This window comes from Rhizobium sp. BT03, from assembly GCF_030053155.1.
In the GTDB taxonomy this organism is placed as follows: Bacteria; Pseudomonadota; Alphaproteobacteria; order Rhizobiales; family Rhizobiaceae; genus Rhizobium.
Genome location: NZ_CP125640.1, coordinates 2059443 through 2073514, shown reverse-complemented (window position 1 = coordinate 2073514; position 14072 = coordinate 2059443). Strand labels below are relative to the sequence as shown.

Here is a 14072-nt window from a genome sequence, read left to right as displayed (position 1 = left end):
CACATAACAAAAAAACCGGCCGCAAAAGCAGACCGGTTTCAACCCGGTCTTTTTAGCCACTTGTTTAACGTGGCTGCAAGCCGACCGGCCAAATCACCACGGGATAATTCTGCAATACTGCTGTTGGCGGCTTGCGTCAATTCCCCGTATTTGGTTTTGTCGGCGGCAAAATGATGGATGAGGCATGATGGCTCGTGAAACGGGAATTCTGGCGGACCGCGCGATCTCGGCGCTGTTCGAAACGGGGCGTCTGATCTCCGAACGGGAGCTGGACCGCGACCAGATCCAGCCGGCAAGCCTCGACCTGCGCTTGGGCGCCAAGGCTTTTCGGGTGCGCGCCTCCTTCATGCCCGGCCCCTCGCATCTGGTCTCGGACAAGCTCGACCGGCTGAGCCTGCATGTGATCGATCTTTCCGAAGGCGCGGTGCTCGAAACCGGCTGCGTCTACATCGTGCCGCTGATGGAGAGCTTGGCACTGCCGGCCGACATGTCCGCCTCGGCCAACCCGAAGAGCTCGACCGGCCGCCTCGATATCTTTACCCGCGTCATCACCGATTACGCCCAGGAATTCGACAAGATCCCGGCGGGCTATGCCGGCCCGCTCTATCTGGAAATAAGCCCGCGCACCTTCCCGATCGTCGTGCGCCGCGGCTCGCGCCTGTCGCAGATCCGCTTCCGCGTCGGCCATTCGCTGCTCGGCGAGCCGGAACTGTTGAAGCTGCATGAAAGCGAGACGCTGGTTGCCAGCAAACAGCCGAACGTATCCGGCGGCGGCATCGCGCTGTCGATCGATCTCAGCGGAGACAAGGACGGCCTGATCGGTTATCGCGGCAAGCACCACACCGCCGTCGTCGATGTCGACGAGAAAGATCAGCACGATATCTTCGATTTCTGGGAACCGCTCTATAGCCGCGGCCGCAACGAACTGATCCTCGATCCCGACGAGTTCTATATCCTCGTCTCGCGCGAGGCCGTGCACGTGCCGCCGGATTATGCCGCCGAGATGACCCCCTTCGACCCGCTGGTCGGCGAATTCCGCGTCCATTATGCCGGCTTCTTCGACCCCGGCTTCGGCCACGCGCCGGCCGGCGGCCGCGGCAGCCGCGCCGTGCTCGAAGTGCGCAGCCACGAAGTACCCTTCATCCTAGAAGACGGCCAGATCGTCGGCCGGCTGGTCTACGAACACATGCAGGAAAAACCGACCAGCCTCTACGGCTCCGGCCTCGGCTCCAACTACCAGGCCCAGGGCCTCAAACTCTCGAAGCACTTCCGCATCTGACAGGCAGCACTCGACGCGACTTGACAGCGGCCCCCATCTGTTGGAAATCTCAGCGCATCGCGGGTGTAGCTCAATGGTAGAGCAGCAGCTTCCCAAGCTGAATACGAGGGTTCGATTCCCTTCACCCGCTCCAGCTGCCTTCTTCTAATCCCCAAAGAACCGGATCGGCTTGTATCTCCGATGCGCGATGATCAGGCTGCGATCGGGCTGGATGATGTAGGTTTCCTCCACCTGCTGGCCGTATTGGTCGATGAAATCATGCGGGAAGGCCGAACCGACAGGTGATTTGGTGAGCTTGCTGCGTGGCTGGCCATTATAGGTGATGCTTCCCGGGATCGGTTCCAGGCCGGGGCCGCCATAATAGGAAACGCTGTTGCACCCGCTGAGAATGAGGATGCCGATCAGGCCGATGAGTGCGGGTTTCATGTCCATCCCTTCCGATGCGCCGAGCGATGCGATCTTACTCTCTGTTGGCGCAGGCGCATCATGCAAACGGCATGGCCAGTTGCAATCCTTCGAGAAGCACCGCTTGGAAAGGCGTGATCGCGTCAGCGCTTCCATTGCCGAAACCTGCGCCGTCTGCTAGATCGGCATGGTCGAAAAAGGCAGGATCGGTTGAGGTAAGCCCGATCCCTTCCGTCGGAGCGTCATCAGCGCTCTCAAGAAGCTCTGCTCCGTGGCCTATGGCACGAGAACCCGCGACGTGATCCGCATCAGATGCGGGATCCCGGCGGCGTGCGGAGACGGCAAAAGGCAGTCCCGGGATTTTTTTGAACGGAGACTGTCATGCGCCTGAACCATCTCGATTTTCACATACCCGATATTGCTAAAACGGCGGATTTCTTCATCCGCCATTTCGGCCTGACGCTGAAGGATATGCGCGGCAACCACGGCCTGGCGATCCTGGAGGACGATGCCGGCCTCGAAATCGTCCTCAGCCACGCCGTCGCCAAGTTCGGCACCGCCGATCAGGTGGAGATAGGGCGACAGACCTATCATATCGGTTTCATCCTGCCCGAAAGGGCGGATGTCGATGCGGTCCATGCCGGGCTCGTCGCCGCCGGCGCGGCACTCTCCGGCCCGCCGGCCGCCATGCGCGGCGGCTGGCTGTTTTATTGCACGGCGCCGGGGAATATCCTCGTCGAGGTGGGTTGGCGGCCGGGTTAGGGGGAAGCTTGAGAGAAGAGGATGGACTTCGGCTTGCGCCCGAGTTGGCTGCCCCTCACCCTAAACCTCTCCCCGTAAAACGGGGAGAGGGGACGTGCCCTGCGAGACTTTGGCGAGGAAAGGAGAGGTCGCGGCACACCCCCCTTCGCCCCGCAAGCGGGGAGAAGGTGGCGGCAGCCGGATGAGGGGCAGGCGCCGAACGCTGAGGGTATTGTTACCTCAGAACTCCGTCCAGTCTCCATCCTGGCCTTTCGGCGCGCTGTTGGTTGCGCCGAAGGCGTTGGCGAGGGTCTGGCCGAGGGCGCGGGCGGGCGAGGCGGTCGGGCGGGCCGCACCTTCCCGGGCGACGCGGATTGCGGGTGCCTTGGCGACTGGGCGCGCGGCGGCGCGGGGGGCTGTGGCCGACGGCCGGGTCGAGGCGATCGGGGCGGCGGCGGCAGCGCTGCCGGTGCCGGTCAGCCTGAATTGGCCGAGCAGGCTGTTCAGCGCTGCCGCTTCCGTGGCGAGGCTGTGGCTGGCGGCCGTGGACTGCTCGACCATCGCCGCGTTCTGCTGCGTGCCCTGGTCCATGGTGTTGACGGCGGTGTTGATCTCCTGCAGCCCGATCGACTGTTCGCGCGAGGCTTCGGCGATGGCGTGGACGTGCTGGTTGATTTCCTGAACTTCCTGGACGATCGAATCGAGCGCCTTGCCGGTTTCGCCGACCAGCGAGACGCCGGTCTGCACATGTGTGCCGGAATTGGTGATCAGGTCCTTGATTTCCTTTGCCGCCTTGGCCGAGCGCTGGGCAAGCTCGCGCACTTCCTGGGCGACGACCGCAAAACCCTTGCCGGCTTCGCCGGCGCGCGCGGCTTCGACGCCGGCATTCAAGGCCAGAAGATTGGTCTGGAAGGCGATGTCGTCGATGACGCCGATGATGTTGGAGATCTCGCCCGAGGACTTTTCGATCTGCTGCATGGCGGAGACGGCCTTGCGGACGATCTCGCCGGATTTTTCGGCGCCGAGGCGGGTGCGGGCGACGAGCTGGCTCGCCTCCTCGGCACGCTTGGCGGCGTCGCGCACCGTCGTGGTGATCTCCTCCAGTGCTGCCGCCGTCTCTTCGACGGAGGCCGACTGCTGTTCCGTCCGCCGGGAGAGCTCGTCTGCGGAAGACCGGATCTCGTTGGCGCCGGCGCCGATCGCCCGGGCATTGGCGCCGACCGTATGCAGGGCCTCGTTGAGCTTCTCGACCGAATTGTTGAAATCCTCGCGCAGCGCATCGAGATGGGCGACGAAGGGCTGGTCGATATGCGAGGCGAGGTCGCCGGCGGCAAGGCGGCGTAGGCCGTCGCCGAGCGCGGTCACCGCGCCTTCGAGTTCGGATGCCTCACGCGTCCGCTGCGCCTCGCGTTCGCGGCGCTCGCCGTCGCCGAGGCTGCGGTCGGCTTCGGCGCGCGCCTCGATCCGGGCACGTTCGATCGCGTTGTCGCGGAAGATCGAGACGGCCTTCGCCATCTGGCCGACTTCGTCGCCGCGGTCGAGCCCGCCGACATCGCTTGCGGTATCGCCCTCGGCAAGCCGCGTCATGCGCAGGTTGAGCCGCGTCATCGGGCCGGCAATGCCCATCTGGGCCACCACGACGCTGAAGCCGATGGCGCCGAGAACGGCGATGCCGATCAGAATGAGGCAGAAGACGATCCGCCCGTTGACCGAAGCCGAGAGCGCGTCGCCGCCGTCGTTGAGCATCGCCATCATCGCATCATTGTTGGCGATCATCTTCGGCGTCAGCGCATTGAGCTTGGCATTGATCAGGGCAACATTGGCAAGCGCCCCGGCGCTGTCCTTGGCTTTGCTCTGCTCGATGATCTTGTTCGCCAGCGTTTCGATCTCGTCGATGCCGGCCTGGATTTCGTCGATCGCCGGCTTGCGGCTCGGCACCAGCGCCAGCGCCTCCTTCATCCGGTCACGGGCCTGCGGCAGCTTGCTCGGCGTGGCGAGCGTCGTCTGGAACGCCGGCGTATCGGGCTTCATGTCGGCAAGCAGGCTCACCTGCAGCACCGAGGCCACCACCGAGGCGCTGGCGCGCGCGCTCTGCATCGAGGCCAGCGCTTCATGATCGATGAAGGCGCTGTAGGCGGCATCCGCATGGCGGAACTCGGCGATGACATAGACCACCCCGGCCATCGTGATCAGCCCGAGCAGCGCCACGACCGATATGATTTTCGTGCGAATTTTCAGATGCTTCAACATGGAAATGTCACCCGGTTGACCGGGCGTCGATGCCCGGTTCTTTGAAATCAATTGTTGCAAACGGAGCGCTGCGTCGGTGTCGCGGCTCAGGGATTATTGCGGGATTGACGCATGCATCATGCAATCGGCCGGCGGGTCCGTGTCGTCGTCACAAATAGAGGCGATATTCTTTAATTCCGCGCTAACGGCCGGGCGGCGCCGCGGTGATTTTTGGGGATAAGGAGGGCCACGGTTGCCACCGCACCGAAGGCTGGCTGCCCCTCACCCTAACCCAACCGGGGTCGAGCCGCTGGTCTCGCCCCGTCCTTCGGACCCCCGTAAAAACGGGGCGAGGGGACGTGCCCCGCGGGACGTTAGCGAGGGACGGAGAGGTCGCGGCAAATCCCCTTCTCCCCGTAAAACGGGGAGAAGGTGCCGGCAGGCGGATGAGGGGCGGATGCGCACGATCCGTCCCATGGATATTCCCCGTCCGGCCTGACTCTGTTACATCTCGCGGCAACGCTTCGCGCTTAACTCCGAGACCACGATGATCGAATCCAAACAGGCATTTCCGATTCTGAGGGCTCTTCTCGCGTTCGGCCTGTTTCTGGGCGCATTGTTCTCCGGCCTTGCCGCCTCCGCCCAGCAGGCAGCACCGTCGTTGCCGCTGCTTTTCGACGCCCGCGAGCGCCTGGCGAAGCCCGATCTCTCCTCGCTGGTCCGCTTGCGCTTCCTGACCTCGGTCGATTTTCCGCCGTTCAATTTCACCGATCAGAACGGCAAGCTTTCCGGTTTCAACGTCGATCTCGCTCGCGAAATCTGCAGCGAGCTGGAGATTTCGGACAAGTGCCAGATTCAGGCGATCCCCTTTGCCGACCTCAAGGATGCGCTCGCCGCCTCGCAGGGCGATGCCGTGATCGCCGGTCTTGCCGTGACGCCGGAGCTGCGCCGGCGGTTCGTTTTCTCCCGGCCGTATCTGATGCTGCCGGCCCGCTTCGTGCGCAATCTCGCCGTGCCGTTCGACGGCAAGACGGCTGCCGCGCTTTCCAATCATCCGGTCGGCGTGGTCAAGGGCACGGTGCACGAGGCGATGCTGGCCGCCTTCTTCCCGGCGATCAAGGCCCAAGCCTTCGACACCAAGGATGCCCTGCTTGCGGCGCTGAAGGAGCGCAAGGTCGATGCCGCCTTTGCCGATGCGCTGCAGCTTTCCTTCTGGGTCTCCTCGCCGGCCTCGGTCAAATGCTGCGCCCTGTTCGACGGTCCCTATCTTTCCGAGCATTTCCTCGGCGAGGGCATGACGATCATGCTGCGGCAGAAGGACAGCGTGCTGACGGCAGCGATCGACCACGCGCTCGCCACGCTGTCGCGCAACGGCCGTCTCCAGGAAATCTATCTGCGCTATTTTCCCTACGGGCTTTACTGACGTGCATGTCGCCCAAAACGGTGCAGCGGTTTTGGATAACGACATGCATAAAACAGAGCGTTCTTGAAGGTCAGCCCTTGCGGAAGCGGGCAATCGCGCTGCGCTCGATCGCCGCGCAGGTGAGCTTGTCGAGGCCGAGCCGGTCGCGCAGCAAGCTGAGCAGCCGCAGTTCCTCGGCTTTCACGGAGAGATCGGCGGAGGCCACCTCGACGGCCAGCGCATAGGCCGTGTCGTAGAGTTTTGCCGGCAGGGTGTCGCGCACGGTTTCGAGAACGACGTCGAGGCCCTCAGGCCCTGCCAGCAGCGAGGCGCAGTCGCGTGCGATCGATATCAGCCTGTCATCATCGAAATCCTTGAAAACCGGCAGGAATCCGATCAGTTGGCCGATCCTCGTCATCTCCCGGTCGTTCATCGTGCTGTCGACGGCTGAGGCCATCACCATCACGTAGATCAGCGCATCATGGGCGGAAAGCGGCTTGTTCATCTCTGATTCCTTTTTCGATCAGCCCAGAGTGGGAATTGGCAGCCGGCATTGCAAGGGATCGGCTCCCTGTCAAGGCCGCCGGTCATCTCCGGCGCGGATCCTCGCCGTAAAGACCCTTTCCCGCCTGCCTGGCCTTTTCTGCGGCTGACACAAGCGGCGAACCCGCCTCTGCCTCGGCCCAGCCGTTTTCGGCAAGCCATGTGCCGAGATCCTGCGTGCCGAGCCGGCAGGCGGCGGTCGCCGTTTCCTTCCATTCGGCCGCATCAAGATCGCAGGCAATGCTGCGGTTGCGCAACAGCTGGCGCAGCGCGGTCTTGGCCATCATGCCGCAGGGCCATTGCCGGCCAGCCGGCCCGCATATCCGGTCGGCCGGCGTCGGCACCACGCCGGCAAGCTGCAGCTTGCGCTCGCCGAAGGAGAGAAGGCCGGCATTTTCGACTGCCGGCCGCGCCAGCTCCATCGGCTTTTTCACGGCGGGACTTGCCGGCTGTCCGGCGGCCGTCTCGGTCCGCGGCTCGCTCTCTGCGGGTTGGGGCGCCGTGCCGTCGGCAGGTCCCGGGGAGGGCGGCGCCGGCGGTTGCGCCGCCGATTCCGCAGATTGGGCGAGCACTTCGGCACGGTCGTCCGAAATCACAGCCGGTTCGCCGGCGGTAGCGGCAGGATCCACAGCAGTCGCCGTCTCCTCGGCAGACATGGTCTCGTCCCCGGCCGTGCCGCCCCGCAGCCTTGCTTCCCCAGCCATCAGCAGACCGGCCACCACCGCCATCCCTATGAGACCTGTGAAGACGGCGGCAGGGCGCATGGAATATCTTCCTATTGGCTGGCCCAGATGATGCGGGCGATCCAATCGACATCGGACAGCTCGAGGGTGCGGTTGGGATGTTCGGGATTGAGCGACATCAGCTCGATCGAGCGCGGGCTTTGGCGCAGCAGCACCTTGGCCATCACCTCGCCCGCGCATGTGCGCACCACGACGCGGTCGTTGCGGCGCACCTGCGCGCCGGGCTCGACGATCAGCACATCGCCGTCGCGGTAGAGCGGCATCATGCTCTCGCCCTGCACCTCCAGCGCATAGACGGCTGATTTCTGCGACGGGGCCACCGGGAATTCCACCACGTCCCAGCCCTGGCCGGCCGGAAAACCGCCATCGTCGAAGAAGCCGCCGGCGCCGGCCTGGGCAAAGCCGAGCAGCGGAATAGAGCTGCCTTCCGGCGAAACCGCGCCGTCGGGCTGCCCGGCCAGCTGCCCGGCCGGCTTCCTGGAAAAACCGGCATCCGGTTGCAGGAAGGCAAGGAATTGCTCGACGCTCGCCCCTGTGGCGTCGAGCACCTTGGCGATCGATTCCGTCGAAGGCCAGCGCAGCCGCCCGTCGGCGGAAAGCCGTTTCGATTTGTTGAAGGAGGTGGGGTCGAGCCCGGCGCGCCGCGCAAGACCGGATGGCGTCAGCTCGTGCCGCTCGGCAAGCCTGTCGATCGCTCCCCAGATCTGGTCGTGTGACAGCATAGGCGCCCGATTCCGTGCGCGGCTCATCCGCGCGTCAGCCGGCCGGAATATTAGCCGACCGTGCCGCCCGAGTAAAGGCAAGGGAGGAATAAAGTCCTGTTATCGCAAGCGCTTCAGGCAACCATCGCCATGTTGATCTTGCCGAGCTGGATGACCGCCTGCGTCCGGCTGTCGACGTCGAGTTTCAAGAGGATCGCCGAGACATGCGCCTTGATCGTCGCCTCGGAGACGCCGAGCTCATAGGCGATCTGCTTGTTCAAAAGCCCTTCGCCGAGCATGGTCAGCACCCGGCTCTGCTGCGGCGTCAGCGTATGCAGGCGGTGGATCAGGTCGGCGACATCGGGATCCTGTTCCTGGCCGTCGCGGTAGTTTTCCGGCGTGGCGATATCGCCGGCAAGCACCGTCTGGATGCTGCGGCGAATGTCGTCGATGCCGGCGGATTTGGAAATGAAGCCGGAGGCGCCGAGTTCCAGCGCCCGGCGGATCGTCGTCGCGTCGTCGGTTGCCGAGACGATGATGATCGGCAGGCTGGCGAATTCCGAGCGCAGCGCCATCAGGCCGGAAAAGCCGCTGACGCCGGGCATGGCGAGGTCGAGCAGCATCAGGTCGGCCTCCGCATGGGCGCCTGCCGCCTTGCGGGCGGCCGCGAAATCGCCGGCCTCGACGATCGCTTGGCGGCCTTCCATGCCGATGACGGCCTGGCGCAACGCATCGCGGAACAGCGGATGATCGTCCGCAATGATGATGGTCTGTTCCTGCATCGAAAACTCCCTCCCAAGAGCCCGATCGTGCCCGCATGCGCCGCCGTCCCCTCGGCGTTCTCATGCATGCCTAGTAATGCGACTATATCAGATCAGGTCTTCTGCGGAAGGGGATTGGCGTTTTCCTCGGTCTGAAACTCCTTCACCATCCCCATGAAACTCTTCATCATCTTTTCCATAATGCTGATCGACCGGTCGACCTCGGCATCGCTCGGCAGCGCCCGCTGGATGAGGCCGCCCTGTTCCAGCTTCGTCACCCGCTCGGAAAGCCGGTCGAGTTCGTCCTCATAGGCCGCCCGCTCGTCGGCCGCCATCCGGCAGACGAGGGCGCCGTCCTTGTCCTGGCAGATCGACATCGCCCCGGTCTGCCGGTCGAGCCGGACGAAATGGTCGCCGCTCCTTTCCAGCTGGAACCGGCTTGCATCGGCCTCGGCCGCCGCGGCGCCAAGCGGCAGGAGAAGAACGCCAAGTGTCAGAACCGAAATCTTCATCGTCTCATCCTCCTGATTTTGCCTGTGGTAGCTCTGTTTTTAACTGCCGGGGCGTGGACATCGCCGCCTCTTTCCGGCAAAGCGCTGGTGATCGAGGACCAGCAATGGCGAGGCCATGATGAGCGTGACACCGACCCTTTACAAGATCGTGACGGAAACGCTCTGGCAGCAAGCCAGACAAACCGGCATTTTTCATGGCGCCGGCATCGATCTCAAGGATGGTTTCATCCATTTCTCGACGGCAGGCCAGGTCAAGCAGACCGCGGCGCTGCATTTTGCCGGCCAGGCCGGCCTGTTGCTGATTGCCGTCGATGGCGGGGGCTTCGGCGACAAGCTGGTGTTCGAAGCCTCGCGCGGCGGCGATCTCTTCCCGCATCTCTATGCCGACCTGCCGCTGGCGGCCGTGCGCTGGGAAGCGCCGTTGCCGCTCGACGAGACCGGCGCCCATGTCTTTCCGGAGCTGCAGCCATGATCGATCCCTTCAAGCGTCTCGCCCGCAAGGGTCTCTTCCTGTTCGATCCTGAGACGGCGCACGGCATGTCGATCGCGGCGCTGAAATCCGGCCTGGTGCCGGCCTGCCAGATCACGCCCGATCCGCGCCTCAGCCAGACCGTCGCCGGCCTCACCTTCGAAAATCCGCTCGGCATGGCGGCAGGCTACGATAAGAATGCCGAGGTGCCGGAGGCGCTGTTGAAGCTCGGTTTCGGTTTTACCGAGATCGGCACGGTGACACCGAAGCCGCAATCCGGCAATCCGCGCCCGCGCATCTTCCGGCTGGTCGAGGATGAGGCGGTCATCAACCGCCTCGGCTTCAACAATGAAGGCCATGAGGCTGCTTTCGCGCGCCTTGCGGCGCTGAGCGGCAAGGGCATGGTCGGCGTCAATATCGGCGCCAACAAGGACAGCGAGGATCGCATCGCCGACTACGTCGCCGGCATCCGCCGCTTCCATTCGGTCGCGCGTTACTTCACCGCCAACATCTCCTCGCCGAACACGCCTGGTCTGCGCGACCTGCAGGCGCGCGAAAGCCTTGCCGCACTGCTGTCATCAGTGCTGGCGGCGCGCGACGAAATGGCGGCGACCTCAGGCCGCAAGGTGCCGGTCTTCCTGAAGATCGCCCCCGATCTGACCGAGGAAGGCATGGACGATATCGCGGCGGAAGCGCTGTCGCATGCGCTGGATGGGCTGATGGTCTCCAACACCACGCTGTCGCGCGACGGCCTCAAGGATCAGCGCCAGGCGAAGGAGGCGGGTGGCCTCTCCGGCGTGCCGCTGTTCGAAAAATCGACGGCGGTGCTTGCCAGGATGCGCAAGCGCGTCGGCCCCGCGCTGCCGATCATCGGCGTCGGCGGCGTTTCCTCGGCCGAAACCGCGCTGGAGAAGATCAGGGCGGGCGCCGATCTCGTCCAGCTCTATTCCTGCATGGTCTATGAAGGCCCGGGCCTGCCCGGCGATATCGTTCGCGGCCTCTCGAAACTGTTGGATCGCGAAAAGGCCGGCTCGATCCGCGAGCTGCGCGACAGCAGGCTCGATTACTGGGCAGCGCGAAAAGTCTGATCGGCGCGCGGCTTGACCAGCACTGCGAGGAAAAAGCCGCGGAAGAGCAGGAAGGCGTTCATCGCAAGCCACAGGCCGTGATTGTTAAAGAGCGGCACGAAGATGGCGAGCATCAGGAGATAGCCGGCAAAGGACATCAGCATCCGGTTGCGCATCTCGGCCGACCATGTGGCGCCGATGAAGACCCCGTCCATCAGGAAGGCGAGCGCGCCGGTCAGCCCGGTCACCGCCGCCCAGGGCAGATAGGTTGCTGCCGCCTGCCGCACCTCGGGCGAAGTCGTCAGCACCGAGATCAGCCAGGATCCGGCGAGGAAGAAGAAGGCGGAAACGATCGCCGCCAGTCCGAAGGACCACAGGATCGTCAGCTTCAGCCCGCGGTCGAAGGCCGGCCGGTAGCGCGCGCCGACCGCCCGGCCGGTGATCTGCTCGGCGGCATTGGCCAGCCCGTCGAGATAATAGCTGGAGAGCAGCACGAAATTCATCAGCACCGCATTGGCGGCAAGCGTCACCGCGCCGAAGCTGGTGCCGATCCGCGTCATGATGGTGAAGGCGCCGATCAGCACGAAGGTGCGGATCAGGATGTCGCGGTTGAGCGCGAAAAGCTCCGCCAGCCGGTGCCGCGAAAAGATCTCCGCCCATGCCGGCCGATCGGCCTTGGCAAAGCCGCTGAGCACGATGAACAGCCCGGTGAGCGCGCCGGCCGTCTCGCCGGCCATCGTTCCCCAGGCGACGCCGGCCACGCCCCAGCCGAGCGTCAGGCCGAGATAGATCGACAGCAGGATGTTGATGCCGTTGATGATCGCCTGCAGCAGCAGCCCGATCTTGCCTTGTCCGCGCCCGAGCACGAAGCCGAGGATGGCGTAATTGGCGAGCGCTGCCGGCGCGGCGAGGATGCGGATCGAGAAATAGGTGCTGGTCGCCTCCGCGATCGCTCCGTGCGCGCCCATCAGCCGCAAGCCGGCCGCCATCAGCAGCGGCGAAAGACAGAGCAGCGCCAGCCCGCTGCCGAGCGCCGAAATCATCGCCCGGGAGAAGACCGCCTGCTGCTCGTGCTGATCGCGCCGGCCGTAGGCCTGCGCCGTCAGCCCGGTGGTCGAGGCGCGCAGGAAGTTGAAACTGCCCAGGATGAGATCGAACAGCATGGCGCCGATCGCCAGTCCCGCCAGCGCTTGCGGGTCGCCCATATGACCGACGACGGCAGTATTCGTCAGCCCGAGCATCGGCGTCGTCATGAAGCCGAGCGTCATCGGTATTGCGATCGACAGCACCAGCCGGTGCGTCACCTCGAAAGCGAACCTGTTGTCGTTACCGCGCGTGTCCATGACGGCCTGATCTCGAGGCCGAATCGCCTCAGCTGGAAAGCACCATGGCCCAATAGGGCAGGTTGCGGGAAGATGCATTATGGGCGACGGCGACGCCGAGGCCGTCATAACGCCCGAGCATGTTTTCCAGATGATGCGGCGAGTTGATCCAGGCGGTCACCACCGCATCGACGCTCTGCTGGCCGGAGGCGATATTCTCAGCCGCCGGCAGCCGCACGCCGCTCGCCTTGACGCGGGCGCCGAAACTGTCGGTCAGCCCCATCAGATGCGCCATCTTGCCCGCGCTCGCCATGCGTTTGGCCTGGAAGAGCGCGGCCGTGCTCGCCGCCGGATCGGAGCTAAGCGGCGGCAGGCCGTTCTTCGCCCGCAGCTGGTTGACGAGCGGCAGCACGCTCGCCGTCTCGTCCTCGCCGTTCGAGGGCGTGCCGGCAAGGCGCGGGGTGGTGGTGCAGCCGGCAATGCCGGCGGCAAGCGAAAGTCCGGAAAGGATGAGCAGGCTGCGCCTGGAAAGGTCGATCGATGTCATGTTACCGGCGATAGCTGAAAAGGCGAAGGATGACGAAGAGCGGGATGACGATCGTCGCCCCGAGCAGGAGATAGTCGCCGACGCGCCCGAGCGCCGAAAAACCCCGATGCCAGATTTCCAGGATGAAATCCCGGAATCCATAGATGATGTTCCACGGCGTCAGGCCGAAGACGGTCATGACGAAACCGACGATCAGCGACACGACGACAAGCTTTATCACTGTGCGGGCGAAGGAATCGCCGAGGAACCTGTTCACCTGATCGGACATGCGCCATCTCCTGTTTGCCCTTGGAATAAGGTTGCCGCGTTCTGCCCGCAAGCCCTTTCCGGAATTGGCCGCTTCGCCTCTGAAATAGGACTTGAGTTTTTTTGTGGCCGCCGCCAAATGCGGGCAAACCAAGGTCTAATTATGCAGCCCCACCAGCTTTCCTCAGGCGACGTCATTGCCGACCGCCGCGCCGATTATGCCCGCATGCTCGACGAGGGCGGCGAGCCGGAAGCCGCGGCCGAGCTGATGGAGCAGGCCCTCGAACTCGTGCCCGGCTGGGCGGCCGGCTGGTATCGCCTTGCCAGCTATCGCGAAAAGGCGGGCAGGGGCGAAGCCGCGATCGAAGCCTATCGCAACACGCTTGCCCTCGATCCTGAAGACATTTTCGGCGCTGCCCTCAAGCTTGCCCTTCTCGGCGACGCCGCGACACCCGACCGGCCGCCGAGCCGCTATGTCGAGCGCCTGTTCGACGACTATGCCGACCGTTTCGAATCGGCGCTCGTCGAAAAACTCGACTACACCGTCCCGCAAAAGCTCGCAGCCCTCGTCGCTTCCACCGGCAGGCATTACGCATGCGCCGTCGATCTCGGCTGCGGCACCGGCCTGCTCGGCCCGGAAATACGCGCCGGCGTCGACCGCCTCGAAGGCTTCGACCTCTCGCAGAACATGCTGGCCAAAGCCGCCGAGAAGGGGGTGTATGATCACCTCGCCCAGGCCGATCTCTCGCTTGCGCCAGATCTCTCCGGCCTGTTTTCCGATGCCGCGCGCCATCGCGCCGACCTGGTGACGGCAGCCGACGTACTGATGTATCTCGGCAATCTCGAAAGCGTCTTTGCCATCATCGAAGACCTCGCCGCATCAGGCGCCGACATCGCCTTTTCCGTCGAGGATGCAGGCGACAGCGGGGGTTTCCACCTGGCGCCGTCGCTGCGGTATGCCCATTCGGAAGCCTATGTGAAGATGCTGCTTGCCCGCCACGGCTTCGAAATTCTCGACATCGTCAAGACGGTCATTCGCAAAGATGGCGGCAAACCGGTTGCCGGCATTCTGTTCCTTACGCGCAAGCCGGCCTGAGCGAATGTT

At 64.3% G+C, this 14072-nt stretch carries 16 protein-coding genes, 1 tRNA gene and 1 riboswitch; of the genes, 7 read left to right on the top strand and 10 right to left on the bottom strand.

Annotated features, from left to right (window positions below):
- Positions 1 to 31 precede the first annotated feature (31 nt).
- Positions 32 to 110, bottom strand: a riboswitch (SAM riboswitch).
- Between the two features lie 74 nt (positions 111 to 184).
- Entirely contained in the window at positions 185 to 1279 is a 1095-nt protein-coding gene (locus QMO80_RS10205; protein WP_283199936.1) for a 2'-deoxycytidine 5'-triphosphate deaminase, read from the top strand.
- Between the two features lie 59 nt (positions 1280 to 1338).
- A tRNA-Gly gene (locus QMO80_RS10200) sits at positions 1339 to 1412 on the top strand.
- Positions 1413 to 1423: 11 nt separating this feature from the next.
- Here QMO80_RS10200 and QMO80_RS10195 read toward each other — a convergent pair.
- Positions 1424 to 1705: a hypothetical protein gene (locus QMO80_RS10195; protein ID WP_283199935.1), complete on the bottom strand. Its 282-nt coding sequence runs from the start codon at positions 1703 to 1705 to the stop codon at positions 1424 to 1426.
- Between the two features lie 360 nt (positions 1706 to 2065).
- Here QMO80_RS10195 and QMO80_RS10190 point away from each other — a divergent pair, with 360 nt between their 5' ends.
- Positions 2066 to 2446 carry a VOC family protein gene (locus QMO80_RS10190; protein ID WP_283199934.1) on the top strand — a complete coding sequence of 127 codons (381 nt, stop codon included), beginning with the start codon at positions 2066 to 2068 and terminating at the stop codon, positions 2444 to 2446.
- 219 nt (positions 2447 to 2665) lie between these two features.
- Here the strand turns inward: QMO80_RS10190 and QMO80_RS10185 are convergent, their stop codons facing one another.
- Positions 2666 to 4675, bottom strand: coding sequence for a methyl-accepting chemotaxis protein (locus QMO80_RS10185; protein ID WP_283199933.1), 2010 nt, complete (start codon positions 4673 to 4675; stop codon positions 2666 to 2668).
- 526 nt (positions 4676 to 5201) lie between these two features.
- Here QMO80_RS10185 and QMO80_RS10180 point away from each other — a divergent pair.
- On the top strand, positions 5202 to 6077 hold the full coding sequence (locus QMO80_RS10180; RefSeq protein WP_283199932.1) for a transporter substrate-binding domain-containing protein: 876 nt from the start codon (positions 5202 to 5204) through the stop codon (positions 6075 to 6077).
- 70 nt (positions 6078 to 6147) lie between these two features.
- Here QMO80_RS10180 and QMO80_RS10175 read toward each other — a convergent pair whose 3' ends face one another.
- The 5 genes from QMO80_RS10175 to QMO80_RS10155 form a co-directional block, all read right to left on the bottom strand.
- Positions 6148 to 6561, bottom strand: coding sequence for a tellurite resistance TerB family protein (locus QMO80_RS10175; RefSeq protein WP_283199931.1), 414 nt, complete (start codon positions 6559 to 6561; stop codon positions 6148 to 6150).
- Positions 6562 to 6643: 82 nt separating this feature from the next.
- Positions 6644 to 7363, bottom strand: coding sequence for a thermonuclease family protein (locus QMO80_RS10170; RefSeq protein ID WP_283199930.1), 720 nt, complete (start codon positions 7361 to 7363; stop codon positions 6644 to 6646).
- Between the two features lie 11 nt (positions 7364 to 7374).
- Complete coding sequence (locus QMO80_RS10165) at positions 7375 to 8064, bottom strand: helix-turn-helix transcriptional regulator (protein ID WP_283199929.1); 690 nt, start codon at positions 8062 to 8064, stop codon at positions 7375 to 7377.
- A gap of 113 nt (positions 8065 to 8177) precedes the next feature.
- Positions 8178 to 8825: a response regulator transcription factor gene (locus QMO80_RS10160; RefSeq protein WP_049734385.1), complete on the bottom strand. Its 648-nt coding sequence runs from the start codon at positions 8823 to 8825 to the stop codon at positions 8178 to 8180.
- A 92-nt stretch (positions 8826 to 8917) separates the two neighbouring features.
- Positions 8918 to 9316, bottom strand: a complete 399-nt coding sequence (locus QMO80_RS10155) for a hypothetical protein (RefSeq protein ID WP_283199928.1) — start codon at positions 9314 to 9316, stop codon at positions 8918 to 8920.
- Positions 9317 to 9434: 118 nt separating this feature from the next.
- Between QMO80_RS10155 and QMO80_RS10150 the strand changes: the two genes are divergently transcribed.
- Both QMO80_RS10150 and QMO80_RS10145 read left to right on the top strand, forming a co-directional pair.
- Complete coding sequence (locus QMO80_RS10150; protein WP_283200161.1) at positions 9435 to 9788, top strand: DUF952 domain-containing protein; 354 nt, start codon at positions 9435 to 9437, stop codon at positions 9786 to 9788.
- The gene (locus tag QMO80_RS10145) at positions 9785 to 10873 is read left to right on the top strand and encodes a quinone-dependent dihydroorotate dehydrogenase (RefSeq protein ID WP_283199927.1); all 1089 of its coding nucleotides are present in this window, start codon (positions 9785 to 9787) and stop codon (positions 10871 to 10873) included. Before QMO80_RS10150 ends, QMO80_RS10145 begins: the two co-directional genes overlap by 4 nt.
- Here the strand turns inward: QMO80_RS10145 and QMO80_RS10140 are convergent.
- The 3 genes from QMO80_RS10140 to QMO80_RS10130 are packed head-to-tail and all read right to left on the bottom strand — an operon-like array spanning position 10849 to position 12989.
- Entirely contained in the window at positions 10849 to 12195 is a 1347-nt protein-coding gene (locus QMO80_RS10140; protein ID WP_283199926.1) for an MATE family efflux transporter, read from the bottom strand. The genes QMO80_RS10145 and QMO80_RS10140 overlap by 25 nt on opposite strands.
- Before the next feature lie 28 nt (positions 12196 to 12223).
- Positions 12224 to 12721, bottom strand: coding sequence for a CAP domain-containing protein (locus tag QMO80_RS10135; RefSeq protein WP_283199925.1), 498 nt, complete (start codon positions 12719 to 12721; stop codon positions 12224 to 12226).
- 1 nt (position 12722) lies between these two features.
- A complete protein-coding gene (locus QMO80_RS10130; protein WP_283199924.1) occupies positions 12723 to 12989 on the bottom strand; it encodes a DUF6460 domain-containing protein in 267 nt (88 codons plus the stop codon).
- A gap of 141 nt (positions 12990 to 13130) precedes the next feature.
- Here QMO80_RS10130 and QMO80_RS10125 point away from each other — a divergent pair, with 141 nt between their 5' ends.
- Positions 13131 to 14063, top strand: a complete 933-nt coding sequence (locus QMO80_RS10125) for a class I SAM-dependent methyltransferase (RefSeq protein WP_283199923.1) — start codon at positions 13131 to 13133, stop codon at positions 14061 to 14063.
- Positions 14064 to 14072: the final 9 nt, after the last annotated feature.

Excerpts from the sequence above, each read along its gene's own strand:
- QMO80_RS10205 (WP_283199936.1), top strand. The coding sequence starts at position 185 with ATGATGGCTCGTGAAACGGGAATTCTGGCGGACCGCGCGATCTCGGCG.
- QMO80_RS10195 (WP_283199935.1), bottom strand. The coding sequence starts at position 1,705 with ATGAAACCCGCACTCATCGGCCTGATCGGCATCCTCATTCTCAGCGGG.
- QMO80_RS10190 (WP_283199934.1), top strand. The coding sequence starts at position 2,066 with ATGCGCCTGAACCATCTCGATTTTCACATACCCGATATTGCTAAAACG.
- QMO80_RS10185 (WP_283199933.1), bottom strand. The coding sequence starts at position 4,675 with ATGTTGAAGCATCTGAAAATTCGCACGAAAATCATATCGGTCGTGGCG.
- QMO80_RS10180 (WP_283199932.1), top strand. The coding sequence starts at position 5,202 with ATGATCGAATCCAAACAGGCATTTCCGATTCTGAGGGCTCTTCTCGCG.
- QMO80_RS10175 (WP_283199931.1), bottom strand. The coding sequence starts at position 6,561 with ATGAACAAGCCGCTTTCCGCCCATGATGCGCTGATCTACGTGATGGTG.
- QMO80_RS10170 (WP_283199930.1), bottom strand. The coding sequence starts at position 7,363 with ATGCGCCCTGCCGCCGTCTTCACAGGTCTCATAGGGATGGCGGTGGTG.
- QMO80_RS10165 (WP_283199929.1), bottom strand. The coding sequence starts at position 8,064 with ATGCTGTCACACGACCAGATCTGGGGAGCGATCGACAGGCTTGCCGAG.
- QMO80_RS10160 (WP_049734385.1), bottom strand. The coding sequence starts at position 8,825 with ATGCAGGAACAGACCATCATCATTGCGGACGATCATCCGCTGTTCCGC.
- QMO80_RS10155 (WP_283199928.1), bottom strand. The coding sequence starts at position 9,316 with ATGAAGATTTCGGTTCTGACACTTGGCGTTCTTCTCCTGCCGCTTGGC.
- QMO80_RS10150 (WP_283200161.1), top strand. The coding sequence starts at position 9,435 with ATGAGCGTGACACCGACCCTTTACAAGATCGTGACGGAAACGCTCTGG.
- QMO80_RS10145 (WP_283199927.1), top strand. The coding sequence starts at position 9,785 with ATGATCGATCCCTTCAAGCGTCTCGCCCGCAAGGGTCTCTTCCTGTTC.
- QMO80_RS10140 (WP_283199926.1), bottom strand. The coding sequence starts at position 12,195 with ATGGACACGCGCGGTAACGACAACAGGTTCGCTTTCGAGGTGACGCAC.
- QMO80_RS10135 (WP_283199925.1), bottom strand. The coding sequence starts at position 12,721 with ATGACATCGATCGACCTTTCCAGGCGCAGCCTGCTCATCCTTTCCGGA.
- QMO80_RS10130 (WP_283199924.1), bottom strand. The coding sequence starts at position 12,989 with ATGTCCGATCAGGTGAACAGGTTCCTCGGCGATTCCTTCGCCCGCACA.
- QMO80_RS10125 (WP_283199923.1), top strand. The coding sequence starts at position 13,131 with ATGCAGCCCCACCAGCTTTCCTCAGGCGACGTCATTGCCGACCGCCGC.